18 protein-coding genes and 2 tRNA genes are annotated in these 18,788 nt (G+C 68.3%); 6 read left to right on the top strand and 14 right to left on the bottom strand.

From position 1 onward, the window contains the following. Window positions 1-3: 3 nt before the first annotated feature. Window positions 4-993, bottom strand: a complete 990-nt coding sequence (locus FHS74_RS09265; RefSeq protein WP_184799693.1) for an ABC transporter substrate-binding protein — start codon at window positions 991-993, stop codon at window positions 4-6. 251 nt (window positions 994-1,244) lie between these two features. On the opposite strand from FHS74_RS09265, the gene FHS74_RS09260 reads away from it, so the two are divergent. Then, entirely contained in the window at window positions 1,245-1,997 is a 753-nt protein-coding gene (locus FHS74_RS09260) for an SDR family oxidoreductase (protein ID WP_184799691.1), read from the top strand. 2 nt (window positions 1,998-1,999) lie between these two features. Here FHS74_RS09260 and FHS74_RS09255 read toward each other — a convergent pair whose 3' ends face one another. From FHS74_RS09255 to FHS74_RS09245, 3 genes are all read right to left on the bottom strand, one after another. Continuing rightward, window positions 2,000-2,764: a class I SAM-dependent methyltransferase gene (locus FHS74_RS09255; protein ID WP_184799689.1), complete on the bottom strand. Its 765-nt coding sequence runs from the start codon at window positions 2,762-2,764 to the stop codon at window positions 2,000-2,002. A gap of 241 nt (window positions 2,765-3,005) precedes the next feature. Further along, window positions 3,006-3,080, bottom strand: a tRNA-Val gene (locus FHS74_RS09250). A gap of 71 nt (window positions 3,081-3,151) precedes the next feature. After that, a tRNA-Val gene (locus FHS74_RS09245) sits at window positions 3,152-3,226 on the bottom strand. A gap of 142 nt (window positions 3,227-3,368) precedes the next feature. Here FHS74_RS09245 and FHS74_RS09240 point away from each other — a divergent pair. Next, the gene (locus FHS74_RS09240) at window positions 3,369-4,583 is read left to right on the top strand and encodes a hypothetical protein (RefSeq protein ID WP_184799687.1); all 1,215 of its coding nucleotides are present in this window, start codon (window positions 3,369-3,371) and stop codon (window positions 4,581-4,583) included. 13 nt (window positions 4,584-4,596) lie between these two features. On the opposite strand, the gene FHS74_RS09235 is transcribed toward FHS74_RS09240, so the two are convergent. The 3 genes from FHS74_RS09235 to FHS74_RS09225 form a co-directional block, all read right to left on the bottom strand. After that, window positions 4,597-6,234 carry an NTP transferase domain-containing protein gene (locus FHS74_RS09235; protein ID WP_184799685.1) on the bottom strand — a complete coding sequence of 546 codons (1,638 nt, stop codon included), beginning with the start codon at window positions 6,232-6,234 and terminating at the stop codon, window positions 4,597-4,599. A 6-nt stretch (window positions 6,235-6,240) separates the two neighbouring features. Further along, entirely contained in the window at window positions 6,241-7,356 is a 1,116-nt protein-coding gene (locus tag FHS74_RS09230) for an XdhC family protein (RefSeq protein WP_184799683.1), read from the bottom strand. A 104-nt stretch (window positions 7,357-7,460) separates the two neighbouring features. Continuing rightward, window positions 7,461-8,315 (bottom strand): SRPBCC family protein, encoded by an 855-nt coding sequence (locus FHS74_RS09225; protein WP_184799681.1) that lies wholly within the window; start codon window positions 8,313-8,315, stop codon window positions 7,461-7,463. Between the two features lie 449 nt (window positions 8,316-8,764). Between FHS74_RS09225 and FHS74_RS09220 the strand changes: the two genes are divergently transcribed. Continuing rightward, window positions 8,765-9,268: a hypothetical protein gene (locus FHS74_RS09220; RefSeq protein WP_184799679.1), complete on the top strand. Its 504-nt coding sequence runs from the start codon at window positions 8,765-8,767 to the stop codon at window positions 9,266-9,268. 423 nt (window positions 9,269-9,691) lie between these two features. Here FHS74_RS09220 and FHS74_RS09215 read toward each other — a convergent pair whose 3' ends face one another. Then, on the bottom strand, window positions 9,692-9,982 hold the full coding sequence (locus FHS74_RS09215) for a 4Fe-4S dicluster domain-containing protein (RefSeq protein ID WP_184799677.1): 291 nt from the start codon (window positions 9,980-9,982) through the stop codon (window positions 9,692-9,694). 54 nt (window positions 9,983-10,036) lie between these two features. Between FHS74_RS09215 and FHS74_RS09210 the strand changes: the two genes are divergently transcribed. Together FHS74_RS09210 and FHS74_RS09205 are read left to right on the top strand one after the other, a co-directional pair. Next, complete coding sequence (locus FHS74_RS09210; protein ID WP_184799675.1) at window positions 10,037-10,690, top strand: TetR/AcrR family transcriptional regulator; 654 nt, start codon at window positions 10,037-10,039, stop codon at window positions 10,688-10,690. Between the two features lie 121 nt (window positions 10,691-10,811). Next, complete coding sequence (locus FHS74_RS09205; RefSeq protein ID WP_184799674.1) at window positions 10,812-12,908, top strand: methyl-accepting chemotaxis protein; 2,097 nt, start codon at window positions 10,812-10,814, stop codon at window positions 12,906-12,908. Here FHS74_RS09205 and FHS74_RS09200 read toward each other — a convergent pair. After that, on the bottom strand, window positions 12,905-14,224 hold the full coding sequence (locus tag FHS74_RS09200; RefSeq protein WP_184799672.1) for a hypothetical protein: 1,320 nt from the start codon (window positions 14,222-14,224) through the stop codon (window positions 12,905-12,907). The genes FHS74_RS09205 and FHS74_RS09200 overlap by 4 nt on opposite strands. Window positions 14,225-14,370: 146 nt before the next feature. Between FHS74_RS09200 and FHS74_RS09195 the strand changes: the two genes are divergently transcribed. Then, complete coding sequence (locus tag FHS74_RS09195) at window positions 14,371-14,640, top strand: hypothetical protein (RefSeq protein WP_184799670.1); 270 nt, start codon at window positions 14,371-14,373, stop codon at window positions 14,638-14,640. A gap of 33 nt (window positions 14,641-14,673) precedes the next feature. Here the strand turns inward: FHS74_RS09195 and FHS74_RS09190 are convergent, their stop codons facing one another. The 5 genes from FHS74_RS09190 to FHS74_RS09170 all read right to left on the bottom strand — a co-directional run bounded on the left by FHS74_RS09190 (window position 14,674) and on the right by FHS74_RS09170 (window position 18,765). Then, window positions 14,674-15,024 carry a hypothetical protein gene (locus FHS74_RS09190; protein ID WP_184799668.1) on the bottom strand — a complete coding sequence of 117 codons (351 nt, stop codon included), beginning with the start codon at window positions 15,022-15,024 and terminating at the stop codon, window positions 14,674-14,676. A 142-nt stretch (window positions 15,025-15,166) separates the two neighbouring features. Continuing rightward, complete coding sequence (gene rplI, locus FHS74_RS09185) at window positions 15,167-15,727, bottom strand: 50S ribosomal protein L9 (protein ID WP_184799666.1); 561 nt, start codon at window positions 15,725-15,727, stop codon at window positions 15,167-15,169. Window positions 15,728-15,744: 17 nt separating this feature from the next. Further along, on the bottom strand, window positions 15,745-16,029 hold the full coding sequence (rpsR, locus tag FHS74_RS09180; RefSeq protein WP_184799664.1) for a 30S ribosomal protein S18: 285 nt from the start codon (window positions 16,027-16,029) through the stop codon (window positions 15,745-15,747). After that, the gene (rpsF, locus tag FHS74_RS09175; RefSeq protein ID WP_184799662.1) at window positions 16,026-16,496 is read right to left on the bottom strand and encodes a 30S ribosomal protein S6; all 471 of its coding nucleotides are present in this window, start codon (window positions 16,494-16,496) and stop codon (window positions 16,026-16,028) included. The genes rpsR and rpsF overlap by 4 nt, the downstream gene beginning before the upstream one ends. Before the next feature lie 148 nt (window positions 16,497-16,644). Beyond that, on the bottom strand, window positions 16,645-18,765 hold the full coding sequence (locus FHS74_RS09170) for a tetratricopeptide repeat protein (RefSeq protein ID WP_184799660.1): 2,121 nt from the start codon (window positions 18,763-18,765) through the stop codon (window positions 16,645-16,647). Window positions 18,766-18,788: the final 23 nt, after the last annotated feature.

Genomic DNA, 18,788 nt, shown 5'->3' with positions numbered 1-18,788 from the left:
GGCTTACGGAGCGCCCAGGTCGACCCCGGCCTTCCACGCCGTCCCCGCCTGGTAGATGCCAAGGCGCTTCATCTCATTGGTGAAGCCTTCCCAGCGGGCGGCGGTCATGTGGCCCACGGCGTCGGGGTTGGCGGGGGTGCCCTCAACGATGCCATTGTCCACCAAGGCCTTGCGGGCATAGGCCAGGGTCTCGGCGTCCATGTCCGGGTTGGCCTTGCGGATCAGGGCGTCGGCGGCGGCCGCGTCACCGTGCAGATAGTGGCGCCAGCCTTCCGCCGTGGCGGCCACGAAGGCTTTCACCGCCGCCGCGTGCTGGTCGATATAGGCCTGGTTGAACATCACCAGGCCGCTATAGCCGTCATAGCCCTGGTCGGCCAACAGAAACACCTTCACGTCGGCACCGGTCTTCTTGGCGGTGAAGGGCTCGCTGGTCACGTACCCCTGCACCGCGGCCGTGGGCGTGGTGAGGAAGGGCGCGATATTGCCGGCATAGCGGCGGATCTGGCTATCCTCGAAGGGATATTTGCTTTTCAGCCAGCGCCACAGGGTGTTGATGCTGGGATCGCCCAAGAAGATGGGACGGCCCTTCAGGTCGGCCAGGCCGCTGGTGTTCTGGGCGTGGGCCATCAGGATGGTGGGGTCTTTCTGGAACATGGCCGCCACCGCCTTCACCTTGGCGCCGGCCTCCACCAGGTTCAGGACGTAGAAGGCATTGGAACCAATGGTGCCGTCGATCCTGCCGGCGGCCAGCATCTGTTGCGCGCTCATCCCCGGGCCGCCGGGGACGATGGTCACATCCAGGCCGGCCTTCTGGTACAGGCCCTCGGCCACCGCCTGGAAATAGCCGCCGTGTTCGGCCTCCGCCTGCCAGTCCAGCATGAACACCAGCTTTTCCGCGGCCCAGGCGGGCGCCGCCAGCGAGGTGGCGCCCAACAGGGCGGCCAGCGCCAGGCCGGTCTTCAGAAGGGCACGGCGGACAGTACGGGCGGTCATCGGGTGTTTCCCATCGAACGGGTTAACGTCAGGTGCCACGGGAGCATACCCACGGCGCCCCATGGACGGAAGCGGTGCCGCGCATCCCTTCACCCGGCGGGATTTGCGCCTTGCGGGTGGGGAGGGCGGCCTTATAAATCTTACTGGACCGTTTCAAAGAAGCCATGCCGGATGCACCCCTTGCCTTTGCCCCCATCCCGTCAACCGTCGACGCCCCTGATGCCCGCCAACGGCCAGGGGGGGACGCGCCGATGAGCCGCTGGCTGCTGGTGACGGGGGGGGCCAAGCGCCTAGGACGCCTGATCGCGCTGACCGCCGCGCGCTCAGGCTGGGACGTGGTCCTGCACTACAACGCGTCGGCCGCCGCGGCCGCCGCCACGGCTGGCGAGATTCGCGCCCTGGGACGCCAAGCGGCGGTGGCGCAGGCCGACTTGGCCGACGCCGCGCAGGTGGAGACCCTGGTGCAAAGGGCCGCCGCCGCCGCCGGAGAGCCGCTGGAAGGGTTGGTCAATTCGGCGTCACTCTTTGAGTGGGATGATGCCGCCAGCCTGACGGCACAGGGTTTCGTGAACCATCAGACGGTCAACGCCCTGGCCCCGATCCTGCTGATCCGCGCCCTGCACCAGAGCCTGTCCCCCGATCAACGCGGGGCGGTGGTCAACGTCCTCGATTTCAAACTGGCCAACCCCAACCCGGACCACTTGTCCTATACCGTGTCCAAGTACGCCCTGGCGGGCGCCTCACGGGTGTTGGCCCGGTCGCTGGCGCCTCGGGTGCGGGTCAACTCCGTCTCCCCCGGCTATGTGTTGCCGGCCCCGGGACAGGATGAGGCGGAGTTCCGGCGCCTAAGCCGCCGCAACCCCCTGGACAGCGCGCCAGATCCGCAGCAGGTGGCCGACGCCGTGGTGTTCCTGCTGAACCACGACACCATCACCGACCAGGACATCGCGGTCGATTGTGGCCTGCGTTTCCTCAGCCTGGACCGCGACGTGGGCATGGCCTGAGCCTATTTGGCGGCGTAGATGATGACCCGGGAGCCTCGCTGGAACTGCTCATAGTCTTCCGGGCCCGCATCCAGCCTTTTGATGGTGGTGAAGCCGAAGGCGCGCAACAGAAAGAAAAGGGTGTTTACGGAGGGGACAAGGGCGATGTCGGTCGAGCCCCCTTCGCGACCTGTCGCATAGTCGGCGGCCAAGCCAAAGATACCTTGGATGTCGCGCTGCCAGCGATAGTGGCCATCCTCCATCCTGCCGCCGATGTCGTAGGGCATGACCTGGGTTTCGATCAGCATGTGCTGGCGGCACATGGCTGATGCCAGGCGCAGAGTGTGGACGGGATTTTCCAGATGATACATCAGGCCGTATAGCAACACGAAATCCGCCGTGGGCGATTCCGTCGGTTGAGCCTTTTGCAGATCGGCCTGCATGAAGCTGACGTTGCTGATGGACAGCGCCCGTACCATGGCCTGGGCGGCCACGATGCTGTCCTCCTTGAACTCGACCCCCAGAACGCTTCGAAAATGCTTGGAAAGTTCGATCGAGAAATAGCCTTCATGCGAGGCCAAGTCGATGGCCGTCAGTTGGCCTGGCGTCTCGACATGCTCCCGGATGACCTGGCGCAGCTTGTCACGCCGCGTGGTGTGGATGGGGAGCGCATCAGAGGGAATGTCGGTTTTGGTTGTCGATCCATCCGGTAGCTCGAATTCGTAGAACCATACGCGGTCCTTGATCGCCTGAAGGTCGGTTGCGGCGCGTACTGTGGAATGTGGCAAGGCAACAGGTTCCGCATATGTCTGTTATGAAGGAAGAGCGGTCAGCCTATGGGGTATCCGGGGTGCATCCCCTGTCCAACCTATAAACATCACCGCCGATCGTGATGCACCTCTTTCCGTGAGGGATGCCGGACACCAAAATGATCATTTGAGCGCGGTGGCGCCCACCGCGCTCGGCACACGCCCCCCGGCCATGCCGTAGATCAGGCGTTGTCTTGACGTGACTGAGGAAAGCGACGGATGGTGGGCGCGGTAGGGATTGAACCTACGACCCCCGCCGTGTGAAGGCGATGCTCTCCCGCTGAGCTACGCGCCCATCCGTCTGGATGTGCCAATCAAATTGGCGGCGATGTGATCTAAGGTATTGATCACATTGCTGTCGTCGGATGGTGGGCGCGGTAGGGATTGAACCTACGACCCCCGCCGTGTGAAGGCGATGCTCTCCCGCTGAGCTACGCGCCCATCCGTCGTGGGGGCGGTTTGTAGAGGGACGGGCGCGCGGTGTCAATATGCTTGTTCGGGCGGGATGATAAATCCATTCTGGGGCCTGTCAACGCCCACCGGGACAGCCGGGTGCGTCGGTTTTCTGGAAGAAGGGGTGGGTATGCGCGTCGCCTTGTGCCTGAGCGGCCAGCCGCGAACCTGGCGACACTGTGTCGACAGCCTGCACCGCTTCGTCGGGGGGCATGCGGTCACCACCTTTCTGCATGTGTGGGACGATGTTCCGGGGACGGAACTGACGGAAATGCTGGCGGCCTACCAACCCGCCGCCCATCTGGTGACGGCGCGGCCACCTTTTCTCGACGAAAAGCGCCGCATGGCGGAGCGATGGAATTATCGCCCGCCCTTTTCCATTTTCGACATGTTCCATGCCGTGAACCTCAGCCTGACCCTCGCGTTGGCGCACAAGGGGGAGGACGGCAGGAGCGCCCCCTTCGATGCCGTCCTGCGGGTGCGCTATGACAGCCGCTTCGACGACGTTCTGCCGGACGCCTGGTTCAAGGCGGGAGCCTTGATCACACCGGACAGCTGGGCCCCGCCGGAGGGATACAACGACCAATTCGCCTTTGGCCGTCCGGCGTTCATGCGTCTCTACGCCGCGTTCAGCACCTGGTTGCCCCGCGGCATGGAAGGCCACGCCCGTCCCGTCTTCCAGCCGGAAGTCATCCTGCGACAGTATCTGGACACCGTGGCCATGATTCCGGTGAAGCCATCGCCCCTGCGCATCACCTTGCTGCGCGAGGGGCAGGAGGAACTGTCCTTTGACAAGCTGACCGACCTGCCTATGGTGCATGCCCAGAAGGCGGCCCGCTGGAAGCGCTATGCCAGCGACAGCCTGCCGGCGGACCTGGTGAGCAAGTTGGACTTCTCCCACTATGCCGACGCGCCGCTGGCCGTGGACCAGCAATTGGAGCAATTGCTGGCCTTGATGGGGGAGCCGCAGCGTCAGGCGTTGCTGCGCGCCCCCTGGGCTGAGCGCCTTCAGACGGTGGACGCCTTCCTGGCCACGCAGATTTCGCAGCTATCCGGCAATGGCACGCTGACGGGTGAAGAGTATGAACGGGTGCGTCTGTTGTGCGCCGGTCTGCTCCACCGCATGCCCCGGGAAGACACGATGGAGCCCGAGGGCGTCATCTTGCACGCCCTATCGTGCAATGAGCTGGATGCCAAGCGGGCGGCTGACTGGCTACGCCTCACGGGGGAAGCGGGGCGTGGGGCGCTGATGGCGCCGCTAAGCCGCCTGACCATCCTGGCGATGGCCATGGGCCATGCCGATCCCTTCCGTCAGAGCTTCTGCATCGGCTGGCGGCTGAATTAGACCTATGGACGCGCTATTCCAGCGGCGTCAAGGCGCGCAGCGTCGCCAGGGCGTCGGGGGTGTCCACGTCCAGGTGGACCCCGTCATCGGTTGGCACCTCCGCCACGCGGGCGGCGTGGGTGGCTAACAGGCCTCGGGCGCCTTGGTCGCCGGTGATGTCCTGCATGGCCGGGAGAAGGTCGGCCGGCCACAGCACGGGGTTGCCCCGGCGCCCTTCCGCCACCGGCACGACGATGGCACGCGCCCCGGCGTCTGTGAACCGCGCCAGGAGACGGCGATGGGTGTCGGCCCTCACGCGGGGCATGTCGCCCAGGCACACCAGGACGCCGGCAACGCCGTCTTCCACCGCCGACACGCCCGCCTTGAGCGAGGCGCTGAGGCCTTGGGCGTGGTCGACGGCCTCGACGAAGGTGACCTCCAGGCCATCCAGCGCCGCGCGCACCAAGGGTGCCTGATGGCCAAGGACGACGGTGACATGGCCCGGGTTGGCGGCTATGGCGGCCGCCACGGCGTGCCGCACCAGGGGCTGGCCGGCGTAGTCCGCGAGCAGCTTGTTGTCCCCCATGCGCCGCGCCGACCCGGCCGCCAGCACCAGGGTGGCGACGGGAGGGGCCACCGGGGCCACTGCGGGGACCGTCGTCACGGCGCGGAGGCGCGGCATGGGGCGGGTGGGGATGTCGGTCAGCAGACCGCCCACACCCATGCCCATGATGTCGCCCGGGGTGACATCCAGCCCGGCGGCGACGCGCTGTAGAATCCAATCGAAGCCGTTGACGCGGGGGGAGCGGGCGCAACCGGGCAGACCCAGGACGGGCGCTTCTCCCAACCGGCCCAGCAGCATGAGGTTGCCCGGGTCCACCGGCATGCCGAAATGCCGGATCAGGCCACCCGCTCGCTCAATGCCGCTGGGCAGCACGTCGCGGCGGTCGGTGATGGCCGACGCGCCGATGACCAGCAGCAGGTCGAGGGCCAGGCGGGACAGGTCCGTCAGGGCACCGGCCACGGCGGCCGCGTCGTGGGCAACGCGGGTTTCCGCGACCAGCGTGCCGCCGACCTGGGCCAGCCGTGCCGCCGTGACGCCGGAGGTCTTTTCCAGCGTCGCCGCCTTCAGGCCGGGGAGGCGGGTCTGCACCAGGCCCGCCCGGATGCCCCGCCAGGGCGCCAACCGGAGGGCCGGACCTTCCCCCTCCCGGGCGAGGAGTTCGACCCTGGCGGCCAGGTCCTCGGCGATGGCGAAGGGGATGATCTTGACGGTGGCGGCCATGGCGCCGCCATCCAGCGGCGTATACGGTGGCGCTGTGGCCACCGTCACCGCCTCATCCACCTGGTTCAGACGGTTGAGGCGCGGGGTGTCGATCAGGAGCAGGCCGGGGTTGGTGGCCATCAGGTTCACCCGGCCGGTGGTGGCGGGCGTGATGCTCAGGCCGGGCCCGGCGATGGCGCGCGCCACCCGGGTGGCGGCCGTATCCTCCCCCAGGTCGCCCGGGTCCAACCGAACGGCCACAACCTCCGCCAGCCCGGCGGCGGCCAGCGCCGCCAGATCGGCGGCGGTCAGGCGGCGGCCCTTGGCATAGCGCAGGCCGCCCAGTTTCAGGCCGTGGGCCAACAGGGCCCCCTCGGCGTCGGCGACAGGCAGGGGACCGAAGCGCATGGCCCTTCAGCGCCCCCGCCCCTGGGCCTTGGTGCCGCGCAACGCCAAGGTCACCTGCGCCAGGATGGCGATGGCGATCTCGGCCGGCGTCAGGGCGCCGATGTCCAAGCCTACGGGGCCGTGGATGCGCTCCAGCGCGGTGGGGCCGAAGTCCGCCAGCCGCTCCAGGCGCCGTTGGTGGGTTTTGCGGCTGCCCAAGGCGCCGATGAAAAAGGCGTCGCTCTCCAAGGCCGCGCGCAACGCCGGCTCATCCAGCTTGGCGTCATGGGTCAGGGTGACGATTGCGGTGCGCCGGTCCGGCGCCAAAGCCGCCACGGCATCGTCCGGCCACTCGCGCAGCAGGCTTATCCCCTCACCGGTCGGAAAGCGCGCGGCGCTGGCGAACGCGGCGCGGGGGTCCACCACGGTCACGTCGTACCCGGCCAACCGGGCCATGGGCGTCAACGCCTGGGCGATGTGCACGGCACCGACCAGGATCAGGCGCAGGGGCGGGTTCCATACATGCGCGAACCACTCCCCCTCTTCCTCCTCATCGGTGATGAGGAGGGAACGGTCTTGGGCCAGGCTCTCCAGCACGCGGGCATGGATGGCCTCCGGCAGGGCGGTTTCCCCCTGCTGACGGTCCGGGTGGACCAGTGTCTGCTGGCCGGTGGCGAGATCGGTCACCAGGGCCGCCGGCCGCTTCGCGTCGGCGGCGGCGAGCAGGGCCGACAACAGGCGCCGGCGCGAGGCGCCATGGCCCGGCCCCATCGGGGCGACGTAGATGCGCACGGTGCCGCCGCAGGCAAGTCCCACCTCCCATGCCCGCTCGTCGGGGACGCCGAAGGTCAGCAGCCGCGGCTCCCCATCCTCCAACGCCTTTAGCGCCTCCTCGACCACCGCGCCTTCCACGCAACCGCCGGATACCGAACCGATCATGGCGCCCGTGGCGTCCACCGCCAGCTTGCTGCCCACCGGCCGGGGGGACGAGCCCCAGGTGGCGATCACCGTGGCGACCGCGGCGACCTGCCCTTGGGCGAGCCAACCGTCCACCGTCCGCAGGATGGAGAGATCGTCCACCGGCGCCGGGAGAGCCGCCAGGTCATGATAGGGGGAGGAAGGGGGACAGAAGTCGGATGTCATGAATACCCAGCGCTCCAATGACGGCTGTGCGGCCTTTCCCAAATAGGCGGCCCACCCATGGATTGCCAGCCCATAAGCGTTGCGATGCCCAGCGGGTCAGGCGCCTAGCGGACCAGCACGATCATCAGCAGCAGGATGAGGACCAGGATGGGGATCCAGATCATGGGCCTCAGGCCAGGGTGGGCCGGGGGCGGGGAGAGGGACGGGGCCGGTGTTCCCTCCGGTGTCGGTTCCGGCGGTAGTGAGACGCTGGCGGAGCCGAGGGCTTCGGCCTCCGTCGGGCGCAGTTGGTGTTCGATGGCCCGTGCTTCATTTTCCGCGGCGTCCTGGGCGGCCGGGATCAGGGTGGGGGCGATGACCTCGGTGACGGGGGACAGTTCGACCAGCGGAATGGACTCGGGCGGGGCAGGCGGAGCTTCCGGCGCCGGGGGCTGGGCGGCCTTCCTGTGCGTGCCCTTGGCTTTGGGCGATGGCTCGGCCGCGACGGCTGTCATTTCGGTCGCCGTCTTCGCCTTGGCGCGGCTGCGCTTGGGAGGGGAGGCTGACGTCGGCGCATCTCCGACCATCGCGGTGTCGCCGATGACGTCGGCGATGGCGGTGGAGTCCACGGCAGGTTCGGCCAGCGCCACATCGGCGATGACCGCCGGTACGGGGGCCCCGACATCGCCCAGCAGGCCGGCCAGGTGGGCGAAGAAGGCCCTGGTGTCCGGCTCGGCTTCCGCGTCGATGGTGGCGTCGAAGGCCAGGCGGGTCTGCCCGTCGCCGGTGTCGGTTAGGTGGACGCGGGCCTGCTGGCCATCGCCGTGGAGGACGCAAGCGTGGGGCGCATCCAACACGGTCAGGGTTATCGTGCCGTTGTGATCGGCCGGCACGCTCTGCCGCAACACCTCGGCGTCGGTCAGCGCCGCCCAGACCCGATCCCGGGGCGCTGCGATCAAGTATTCGCCGGTAATGTCCATCGTGGACGTCCTTCAAGCCGTTTGACGCGACCGTACCGGGCCGGGGGGGCTGGGGGCAAGCCTCCGTCCGGCCTATCGCCGGGCTGTCATCGCCAAACGCGCCGGCGTCCCGGCGCCGTCCGCGCATGACGACACCCTGTCACTGAGGGGAATGTCTGTGGCGGACACACCGAATTACGGCTCGAGGCCGGCTTTTCCAGAAAAGGGACCACCGGCTATTGCGCCAGGACCGGACGGGATTGTCCTATCCAATGGACATAGGTCCTTTTCTCACGGGCTATCCCGCGCAGGAACTCTGTCATTTCTCGGTGTCCTTTGACCGCCACTGGCCAAGCTGGGCACCCGCCTGCCGGATATTGGCGCGGTTTGGCCTCGTTTTCGGCGTCTACTACTTGACATTGTGGCATTCTCTTGCGGCCGTCGCCGATTCGCTGTACGGTTGACCCATCATGATCTTCGTGCCCGCCCCGGTTCTGGATCTCAGCCCCGCCCATCCGCCGGCGAGCACGTTGCATGTCGACCGCGTGGGGGCGATCCAGGATCGTGGGGAGAGGGAGCGTGATCGTCGGCGGCGCCGGGATCCGCAACAGATGGAGGAGGGGCAACGCCACGGCCGCTCCCTGTTCGATGACATTGTGGATGAGGTCGATCCGACGGGGGCGCTGGATCCGGACCATGAGGAGCGGCTGCGCCAGAACCTGCGGGGTTTGGTGCGGAGCGGGACCAAGGTGCCGGCACCCGCGTCGGGCCAGGAACTGGCCCATGTGGTCGACCAGTTGGCGCCCCAGCACGAAAATCTCAGCGACGCTGACCGGCTGGAGAATGCCCGCCTGGCCGACGCCCTGCGCCAATGCCTGGCCGTCCACAGCGATGGCGCCCGCAAAATCTCGACATACCTTCAGGCGTTGATGGCCCAGAACGCCGAGATCCATCACGTGGAACTTACCGTCTAGGCCCTCCAAGCCGCAGCAGCGCCTCCCGCCGGTGTTCCTAGTGCAGGCTGACGCTACGCACCGCCAGCAATCACGTCGCGCCACCTTCTCCATGAGTGTGGAGCGGTTTGGCAGCAGCACGGTGGTGGCGTGCGACAGGGCGCAGGCGATGGCCAGAGCCAGGAGCGCAGGGCACCCGGATCCGCAGTTCCGGGCGCGAAGCTGTAGATCTGGACCAGATAGCCGTCCAGGTCGCGCTTTTCCAGCAACCGGCCGCCAGCGGCCACCAAGATGGTCCATGCCGCCCAGGCTGCCGGGCGGGCCGGAAGTGAGGGCGCCGAACCCCAGCGCCGCCGGTTTGCTTTTCAGGTGGCCGCGCGGTCTGTGCCGGCAACGGTCAGGAGATAGGGCGGAAACCCAATGAGGCGGCCATGGGGCGTCTCCTCAAGCGGCACGGACAAGGGTGATGGCGCGTTCCGGGCAGGCGCTGACACACAGGCCGCAGGCACGGCACTGGTCGGCCCGCACGGCGAAGGCCTGATGATAGCCGTGGAAAAAGCCCTTCAGCCGGCCCGCCAGGCTGAGGTCGGCCCGCTCCGCCGCGGGCAACACGGCGATCTCGAACACGTCGTAGGGGCAGACGCGCACGCAATCGTCCTTGCCTTCGCAGCGGTTGCGGTCGATGCGCGGGATGATGACGCCGGGCGCCTGTTTGCAATTGGTGTTGTCGGCCATGGCCGCTCCCCTTAAATACGAGTTTTCGCTCGCATCATCTTAAGGGGACGGCTCATGGTGGGAAACTCGCGTCCCGACCGCCCGGCGTCGCCGCGCCCAGCCCCAAGGAAACGGCCGCGCCAGGCCCGGTCGCGCGCCCTGGTGGACGCCATCCTGGATGCGACCGCTCGCGTTCTGGTGCGCGATGGCTACGCCGCGCTTACTACCAACGCCGTCGCCACGATGGCCGGGGTCAGCATCGGCTCGCTCTATCAGTACTTCCCCAACAGGGATGCATTGGTCCTGGCGCTGCGCGAGCGCCATTCGCGGCAGATGCACGCGTTGATCGTGGCGCAGATGGCGGGGGAGGAGCCCGGCCTCGCCATTATGATCGCCCGGACCATCCGCGCGGCCATGCAGGCACACCGGCTGGAACCGGCGCTACACAAGGTGCTGGCGACGGAGGCGGCGCACCTGGAGACGCATCATGAGAAGGATGAGACGGAGGGGCTGCTGCACGCCCTGCTGGAGCGGTACGCCCTGGGCGCCCATGCTGTGGTCACCGTGCCTGACCTGCGCGTGGCGACCTTCGTCGTCGGGCGTATGGCCCATGCGTTGATCCACGCCGCCGTCATCGATCCGCCGCCGGGAGTCGATCCGGACCTCCTGGAGGGGGAGACTGTGCGAGCGGTGATGGCCTACCTGACAGCGGGGAGGGACGCGGCCTGACTACACCCGTATTGATCCCTTCGGATAGATAGGCCCGGAAGCCCAACGCGCCCACGATGACCCCACAGTTTCGCAACGGTGTCCCGGCCGTCGCCAGGGCCAGTGGAATGGGGGGAAAGCCATGATTGGCCTGTTGAAGTCCGTGCGCATCGCGGTCCTGTTGAACGCTGTGCTGGGCATCCTGCTGGCTGTGCTGTTGGTGGTGCTGGGAACCGCCACCGTGGGTGCTTACGCCGACTATCACCAGGCCACCCGGACGGCGCGCATGGGCGATGCCGTCGGCGACGTCTTCCGCGCCCTGCAGAACACCCGGCTGGAACGCGGTGCTTTTAAGCGCATGATCCCGGAAAAGACGGTGGCCACGCCCGCCGGCCTGGCGGAGGTGGCGGCCTTGCGCGCCAAGTCCAACCCGGCCATGGACAAGGTGCTGTCCGAATGCGCCGACCTGGATTGCGGTGCCGGGGCCAGCGTGGCCGAGCTGGTGGCCGCGCGCCAGACGTTGAACGATCTGCGCGCCGTGGTGGACAAGGCGGTGACCCAGCCCCAGGACCAGCGCCCAGCCGATCTGTTCAAGAGCTGGTCGGCGGCCAGTGACGGTCTGGTCGGCAAGCTGGAGGCGGTGGGCACCAGCCTGGGCGCCCGCATCAGCCATGAGAGCCCGGCCTTCGCCACCCTGATCGCGCTGAAGGACGCCTCCTACGTCACCCGTGACGCGGCGGGATTGGAGCGCAACATCCTGATGTTCGCGCTGCAGGGCCAGCCCTACACCTCGGCCATGCAGATCCAATCCGCCGGGCTGCGTGGCCAGTGGGAGGCCGGGTGGAAGCTGACCAAGGCCTTGAGCCTGCGGACCGAGGTGCCGGACAGCGTGCGGCAAGCCATCGCGGCGGGGGAGGCGGCCTATTTCAAGGAGGTGCTGGGTCTGCACGAGACCATCGAGAAGGCGGTGCTGGCCGGCACGCCCTCGCCCGTGTCATTGGACCAATGGATGGCCCGCAGCAACGCCTCGTTCGAGGTGCTGGCCGGCGTACCCATGGCGGCACTGGATGCGGCCGGTGACCTTGCACGGCAGGAAGGGGCGGCCGCCCTTCGGCGGCTGGTGGTGGACGGTGCGCTACTGATCCTCTGCTTGGGTCTGGGCGCTGGCGGCATGGTGATGGTGGCGCGGCGGGTGACCCGTCCCATGACCGCCATGACCGGCGTCATGCTGCGCGTGGCGCGGGGCGATCTGGATGCGGAAATTCCCTACGCGGATAACCAGGATGAGATCGGTGATCTGGCTGGTGCGCTGGGCACCTTCCGGGCCAACGCCCTGGAGCGCCAGCGGCTGGAGGAGGCGCAGCGGGCGGAGCAGGCGGGCCGGGAGCGGCGCACCCGGGCGGTGGACGCCCTGGTGGGCGAATTCGGTACCCAGGTGGGCGCCGTGCTCAAGTCGGTGGAAGCGTCATCCCAGCAGTTGACGCAAATCGCCAGCGCGCTGGGCGGCATGGCGGACGCCACCTCGGCGCAGGTGACGGCGGCGGCCGAGGCGGCGGAACAGACGTCGGGCAACGTCCAGACCGTGTCCGCCGCGGCGGAGGAGATGGAGAGCTCCGTCCGGGAGATCGGGCAGCAGGTGGCCCACTCCAGTTCCATGGCCAGTCGGGCGGTGGATGAGGCGGAACAGACCAACGGCACCGTTGCCAGCCTGGCGGAGGCGGCGCAGCGCATCGGTGACGTGGTCAAGATGATCAACGACATCGCGTCACAAACCAACCTGCTGGCGCTGAACGCCACCATCGAGGCGGCGCGGGCGGGGGAGGCCGGCAAGGGCTTCGCCGTCGTGGCGCATGAGGTCAAGCAACTGGCCGGCCAGACGGCCAAGGCCACGGAGGAGATCGGCGCCCAGATCAACGCCATCCAGAAGGCCACCAACCAGGCCGTGGGCGCCATCGGTACCATCGGCCATTCCATCCGCAACATGAGCGAGGTGTCGACCGCCATCGCCGCCGCGGTGGAGGAACAGGCCGCCGCCACGGGTGAGATCAGCCGCAACGTCCGCCAGGCGGCCGACGCCACCCGCGATGTTTCCCGCAACGTGGCGGATGTCTCGGCGGCGGTGGGCGAAACCGGCCGCGCCGTGGCCGACATGCACGGGGCGGCGGAGGGACTGACCGGGGATGCTGACCGCTTGCGCGACGCGGTGGACCGCTTCCTGGCGGGGATCCGGGCCGCTTAAGGTTCCAGCGCCACACGGGGATCGGCGCCGTCGATGTAGTGTGCGACGATTCCCATTTCGGTCACCGCCGCAGCCCACACGGCCCAGCGGCCGGCGCCCGAGCCGGTCAGCAGCAGGGACAGCGCCCGGGCGGCGCTGGGAACGGCGGCGGCGGCCTGGCGCAGGCTGTCGCCGGCGGTGGCCTCGTCGCGCCCCGCCATGTCCGCCCAAAGGGCGAACAAGTCCCTGTCGTCCTTGGCACCGCCTCGACGCAGCGCCTGGTCCACCAGCCAATGGGCGATGAAGCCGCAGGCGTAGGGCATGCGGTTGCGTGCCACCGTGGCGGGATTGTCCAGCGGCCGCTCCCCCAGGCTGGTGACGCACAGGTCGAGTTGGATCTGCGCCTCCGCCAGGCTGGGAAGGGACCCGTGACGGATGACCAGGCCGGCGGCGTAGTCCGCCGCCCCTTCGTTCATCCAGTCGGGGAAATCGGCATTGTCATGCCGGCGCAGGAACAGATGGAAGACCTCATGCGCCAGCACGCGGTCCCGCTCCGGCTTCAGTTCCAGCCGGGGGACCCGCCAAACGCCGCCGACCTGCAACAGCAACATGCCGCCGCCGGTGACGCTGCCGCGTAGGAAGGGGGCGGGCCGGTCCTGGTAGACGATGATCGGCGCCACGGCGTCGCGCGGCGGCAGCCGCGACCGGTAATAGGCCAGCGCCGTGGCCAGGCCCGGCGCCACCTCCCGCCGCCAGGCATCCGGCAGATCCGGCCGGGCGATGAAGCGACCGAGGTCCAGGTGTTGGGCATCGATGGGGGTCACGTAGCTCGTCGGACCGGCGAAGAAATAGCCGCCCAGGGCGGCCGCGCCCTCCGGCAGTGTGGCGACCGGACCGCGCGCCAGGCTGGTCCGCCAGTCGGGCGACCGGACCAGCAGGAAGGGACCGTAGACCAGGAAGCCGCCGTCCCCCAGCCGCAGCAGCACGGGATATGTCCGGTCGACGAAGCGCTTGTCCTCGTTGATGACCAGGCTGAAGTCGCTGAAGGGCCGCCCGTCCGCCGCCCGTATTTCCTGATCTCGCAGAATCAGCCCGGGTGTCTCCACCCGCCACACCGGGTTCCGCCAGGCAATAGGCCCCTGTCCCAAAGGAAGGGTGGTGACAAGCTGGTCCAGGTGATAGCTGGCCCGCAGGCTGGCGCCCTGGACGCTGAGGCTGACGTGGGCGACGGGCGTGGCGGCGCGGGCGCCCGTGGTCGCCAGGAGAAGGAACAGGCAGAACAGCGAGACCAAGCGGACGAACCTGGACCCCGGTGTCGTTTCGCCACGAGGAAGCACGGGGCATCCGACGCGGCGCACGCGCGGGACTGTTGGCATAATCTGTCGCCGATGGGTAGGGTCTGTCCTGGATAGAACAAGGAATGCGCGGTTTGCCGGGATCATGCACGCTTCCGGAACCGTCAAGGCAGAGGGCTTTCAGGGGAATGACCACCGATAACTTCAATCTGGCTGATGTCCGCTATGTCCATCGCATCGTCATCGGCACCGCGGATGGGGACGCGCCAGGCTCTGACGCGCAAAGCCAAGCTGCCATGTACGTGCTCAACCGTTGCCTTAGCGACACGCCGAGGGGGCGCATCATCGGCCTGGAAAAAAGTGTCCAACTGTTGACCGTCGACGGGCATCAACTGGTTCGCCAGGGATTGGTCTATCACGTCGGCTTCAACCGGCGGCCGTCGTGGCTGGCGGATTAGGGCGGCGGGACGGCGGGTTGAGCCGCGCGGTCGTCAAGGCCGCGTCCTGCCGCCAAAGGACAGGATCAGGAACAGGATCAGCGCCGCCAGACCCGGCCAGAACAGCAGGTGGTTCAGCCCCTCCCAATGCGCCATATCGCGGACGGAGGTGTAGGGGTTCACGAACAGGTCGACCTTGTCGCTGAAGCTGAGGTCGCCGGCTTTGAACTTATCGGGGGACTGGCCGAAGATCTGGCCGATGGCGCCGGCCATGTCGGCCAGGGCGCGGGAGGGCGCGCGAAGGCGGTCCACCGCCTGCTGATAAGCGAGCACGTGGTTGCCGGCAAGGCCGATGATCGCCACCCATTTCGCCGCTTGGCGTGCACCGCCCGCTTCAATCGTCATTGTTCCCCACCTTTGTCGTCCGCCCGCAGGCTAGCGGGCCGCCGGGGGCAGGGCAACGGGGAAGGGCGGCGGTGGCGGACAAGAAAACGGCGCGGTCCAAAAGAACCGCGCCGTCTTGATACTCAACCGATCCGGGACGGGATCAGGCCTCGGTGTCTTCCGTGGCCTCGTCGGCAGCTTCCACCGCCTCCTCTTCCTCGTCCTCATCACGCCGGCCGGCGACCATGCCACCGCGGGCGGCCTGCAGGCCGGCCTCTTCGGTGGTGCGGGCGACGTTCACCGTGATGGCCACCGACACTTCCGGATGCAGGACCAGACGGACCTTGAACAGGCCCAGGGTCTTGATCGGGGTCTCGATGGCGACCTGGCTGCGCTCCACGACGGTGCCGGTGGCGGTGACCGCCTCGGCAACGTCACGGGCGCTGACCGAACCGTACAGGATGCCCGTTTCGCCAGACTGGCGAATGATGACCACCGACAGGTCGGCGATCTTCTGGGCAAGCTTCTCGGCGTCGACCTTACGCTCGGCGTTCTGAGCCTCCAACTTGGCCTTCTGGCTTTCGAAGAAGGCCAGGTTGTCCTTGGAGGCGCGCAGCGCCTTTTTCTGGGGCAGCAGGTAGTTGCGGGCGAAGCCCGGCTTCACCGACACCACTTCACCCATGCGGCCGAGCTTCTCGACACGCTCCAGCAGAATGACTTCCATCGTTCCTACTCCCGCCCTTACTTCACAAGGTAGGGCAGCAGGGCGAGGAAGCGGGCGCGCTTAATGGCGCGGGCCAGCTCACGCTGCTTTTTGGCCGAAACCGCAGTGATGCGGCTGGGCACGATCTTGCCCCGTTCGGAGATGAAGCGCGACAGCAGCTTCACATCCTTGTAGTCGATCGCCGGAGCGTTCGGACCGGAGAACGGGCAGGTCTTGCGACGGCGGAAGAACGGACGACGGCCACCGCCGCCACCACCACCGGCCGGGCGCGGCGCGCCGGTGTTACCCTGGGTGAAGCTCATGCCCGGTCTCCTTCAGAAGAGGCTTCCATGCGGCGGGGCGGACGGGGGCCGCGATCACCACGATCGCCGCGGTCACCACGATCCTCGAAGCGGCGCGGGCCGCGATCGCCACGCTCACCGCGTTCGCCGCGCTCACCACGATCGCCCTTGTTGGACAGCATCGCGGTCTGACCTTCCTCGATCTTTTCGATCCGGGTGGTCATGAAGCGCAGGACGTCTTCGTTCAGGCCCATGTTACGCTCCATCTCGGCAACGGCGGCCGGGGCGGAGTCGTGGGCGAAGTAGACGTAGTGGCCCTTGCGGTTCTTCTTGATCTTGTAGGTGAGGGTCTTCAGACCCCACTGCTCGACCTTGGCGACCTGACCACCGTTCTCCTTGAGGATACCGGTGAAGGTCTCGGTCAGGGCTTCCACCTGAGCGGACGTGATGTCCTGCCGTGCGATCAGCACGGTCTCATACAAAGCCATTTGATACTCCTCATGGCTGTTACGTGGTCCGCCGCTGTCGCCGCCTCCGGATGCCGGATCATTCCGATATCGCGGGTGGCGGATCAGCCGCACGGACCTAGCCGGCGCCATGGCTTAGGCACCGGCAAGGAGCGGTTGAAGCGCGGGCTTATATAGGAAAGGGGGATGCCGGACAAGGCAAAAGATGGCCAGCCCGCCGGCCGGTGAGGGCGTACAGGCGGTGCGTCGCCAGCGCGACGCAGTCGGCCGCCGTCGGCGCGGCGCCGGTCACGCTCATGATCGACATGCTGCTGAACCAGGGGCGCGCGCCAGCGCCCAGTGACGACCAGTCGGTGTTGGTGCCCACCCGCCAGCAGGGCACGCCCAGGGCGCCGGCCAACTCACCCACCGCGGTGGGCGCGGAAATGACGAGGTCCAGCCCGGTCATCAGGGCGGCGACGCCCTCGATGTCCGCGCGCAGATCCAGGTCCGGCCAGCGATGCACGGTGACGCCCGTCGCCTCTTCCACCGACCGGATTTCTTCCTCCGGCGCGCTGTATTGCAGGGTCACGGGAATGATGCCGGGCAGGGTCAATAACGCCCGCCAATCCGCCAGCGCCGTGTAGGCGCCAGCCCGGTCACCCCGCTGGATGCCGCTGCGCCAGCAAATCCCCACCCGGACGCCATCCCCCAGACCGGCCAGCCTTTCCCGCCACAAGGCGGAAAGGTCGGGCCGCGCCGTCAGGAAGGGGCCGCCCGTCCAGTCCCCCAACCGGGGCAGCAAAAGCGCCGGCAGGCTGCCCATGGGCAGATGCAGGTCCATGTCGCCTGGGGTGGGGGCGCCAGGTCCGGAGGTGTGCGGCCTGACCATGACATCGGGCAGGGTGCGGGCGAACAGGCTGGTGAGGCGGGGCTCGCACTCCACCACCAATTGTCCACCTTCCGCCGCCACGCGGGCGCGCAGGGTGGGCAACAGGCTGCCGAACATGATCTCGTCGCCCAGGCCTTGCTCCCCCCAGACCAGCAGGCGCTTGCCCGCCAGGGACTCGCCGCGCCAGAGCGGGGCGGGGAAGGGGCGCCAGTGTGGCGCGAGTTGCCGGCTGCGCCAGCGGGTGTCATAGCCAGCCCAGCCTTCCGCCAAATTCCCCTCGGCCAACTGGATCAGCCCCAGGGTGAAGCGGGCGTCGGCATGGTTGGGATTCAGGGCGAGGGCCCTGCCATAGAGGGCGGCCGCCTCTTGCTGGCGGCAGAGCGCCTGCATCGTGGTGCCCAGGTTGTACGCGATCTCCGCGTCATCCGGCGCCAGGGCCATGGCCTGGCGATAGCGCGCCGCCGCGTCATCCAGCTGGCCCAGGCGCTGCAGGATGGTGCCCAGCGCGTCCAGGGTGTCGGCGTGGCCGGGGCGCAGGGCCACCGCCCGCTCCGCATGCGCCCGCGCCTGGCGCAGCAGGCCTGGATCGCGCATCAGGATATCGCCGGCCAGCAGCCGGCTGAGGTTCAGCTGGGCCTCGGCGTCATCGGGCGCCAGCGTCACCGCCTGGCGCAGGCAGGCCGTGGCCTCGTCCGCCCGCCCCAGCGCCTGATAGACGGCGCCCAGATTGTTCAACGCGTCGGCATTGGTGGCGTCCAGCGCCAGGCCCTGGCGCAACTGCGCCTCGGCCCCCGCCAGGTCGCCCAGCTGCCGCAGCGCCTTGCCCAGGTTCACCTGCGCCACGACCAGCCGGGGGTTCAGCGCCAGGGCGCGGCGGTAGTGGCTGGTGGCCTCCAGATACCGGCCCTGGGCCATATGGGCGGAGCCGAGGCCGTTATGGGCGTTGGCGTAGTCGGGCTTCAGGGTGATGGCGCGCTGATAATGCGGCACCGCCTCATCCGCCCGGCCCAGTTCCTTCAACGCGTTGCCCAGGTTGTTGTGTGCCTCCGCCTGGTCGGGCTTCAGCGCCAGCGACCGTTTCAGCGCGGCGGCGGCGTCGGCCGGGCGGCCCAGGGTCAGCAGCACGGTGCCCAGCGCGGCGTGGACATGGGCGGCGTCGCCGCGTGCGGTGATGGACCGGCCCAGCAGTTCCTCCGCCTCCACCGGGCGGCCGGTCTGGTGGTGCAGCACACCCAGCAGGTACAAGGTGTCGGCATGGCGGGGGGCCAGCGCCAGCACCTGGCGGTAGGTGGCCTCGGCCTCATCCAGGCGGCCGGCCTGGTGCTGCTGTGTCGCCTGGCCGAACAGCGCCTGTGCCTGCGCCGGGATTGGGGCAGGGGCGGCCTGCTTCTTGTCCAAACGGCGCTGGTTGCGGTTCATGGGGGCTGCCTTGGCGATGACAG

The sequence above is a fragment of the Nitrospirillum iridis genome (genome assembly GCF_014205765.1).
In the GTDB taxonomy this organism is placed as follows: domain Bacteria; phylum Pseudomonadota; class Alphaproteobacteria; order Azospirillales; family Azospirillaceae; genus Nitrospirillum; species Nitrospirillum iridis.
Note: the sequence above shows the minus strand (reverse complement) of the source record. Positions and strands in the feature narration are given on the sequence as shown.

Coding starts and splice junctions, on each gene's coding strand:
- FHS74_RS09235 (WP_184799685.1), bottom strand. CDS start 6,234: ATGCGCTTCGGTCCCCTGCCTGTCGCCGACGCCGAGGGGGCCCTGTTG.
- FHS74_RS09215 (WP_184799677.1), bottom strand. CDS start 9,982: ATGGCCGACAACACCAATTGCAAACAGGCGCCCGGCGTCATCATCCCG.
- FHS74_RS09195 (WP_184799670.1), top strand. CDS start 14,371: ATGACCACCGATAACTTCAATCTGGCTGATGTCCGCTATGTCCATCGC.
- FHS74_RS09170 (WP_184799660.1), bottom strand. CDS start 18,765: ATGAACCGCAACCAGCGCCGTTTGGACAAGAAGCAGGCCGCCCCTGCC.
- FHS74_RS09260 (WP_184799691.1), top strand. CDS start 1,245: ATGAGCCGCTGGCTGCTGGTGACGGGGGGGGCCAAGCGCCTAGGACGC.
- rplI (WP_184799666.1), bottom strand. CDS start 15,727: ATGGAAGTCATTCTGCTGGAGCGTGTCGAGAAGCTCGGCCGCATGGGT.
- FHS74_RS09190 (WP_184799668.1), bottom strand. CDS start 15,024: ATGACGATTGAAGCGGGCGGTGCACGCCAAGCGGCGAAATGGGTGGCG.
- FHS74_RS09220 (WP_184799679.1), top strand. CDS start 8,765: ATGATCTTCGTGCCCGCCCCGGTTCTGGATCTCAGCCCCGCCCATCCG.
- FHS74_RS09265 (WP_184799693.1), bottom strand. CDS start 993: ATGACCGCCCGTACTGTCCGCCGTGCCCTTCTGAAGACCGGCCTGGCG.
- FHS74_RS09205 (WP_184799674.1), top strand. CDS start 10,812: ATGATTGGCCTGTTGAAGTCCGTGCGCATCGCGGTCCTGTTGAACGCT.
- rpsR (WP_184799664.1), bottom strand. CDS start 16,029: ATGAGCTTCACCCAGGGTAACACCGGCGCGCCGCGCCCGGCCGGTGGT.
- FHS74_RS09225 (WP_184799681.1), bottom strand. CDS start 8,315: ATGGACATTACCGGCGAATACTTGATCGCAGCGCCCCGGGATCGGGTC.
- FHS74_RS09230 (WP_184799683.1), bottom strand. CDS start 7,356: ATGACATCCGACTTCTGTCCCCCTTCCTCCCCCTATCATGACCTGGCG.
- rpsF (WP_184799662.1), bottom strand. CDS start 16,496: ATGGCTTTGTATGAGACCGTGCTGATCGCACGGCAGGACATCACGTCC.
- FHS74_RS09210 (WP_184799675.1), top strand. CDS start 10,037: ATGGTGGGAAACTCGCGTCCCGACCGCCCGGCGTCGCCGCGCCCAGCC.
- FHS74_RS09240 (WP_184799687.1), top strand. CDS start 3,369: ATGCGCGTCGCCTTGTGCCTGAGCGGCCAGCCGCGAACCTGGCGACAC.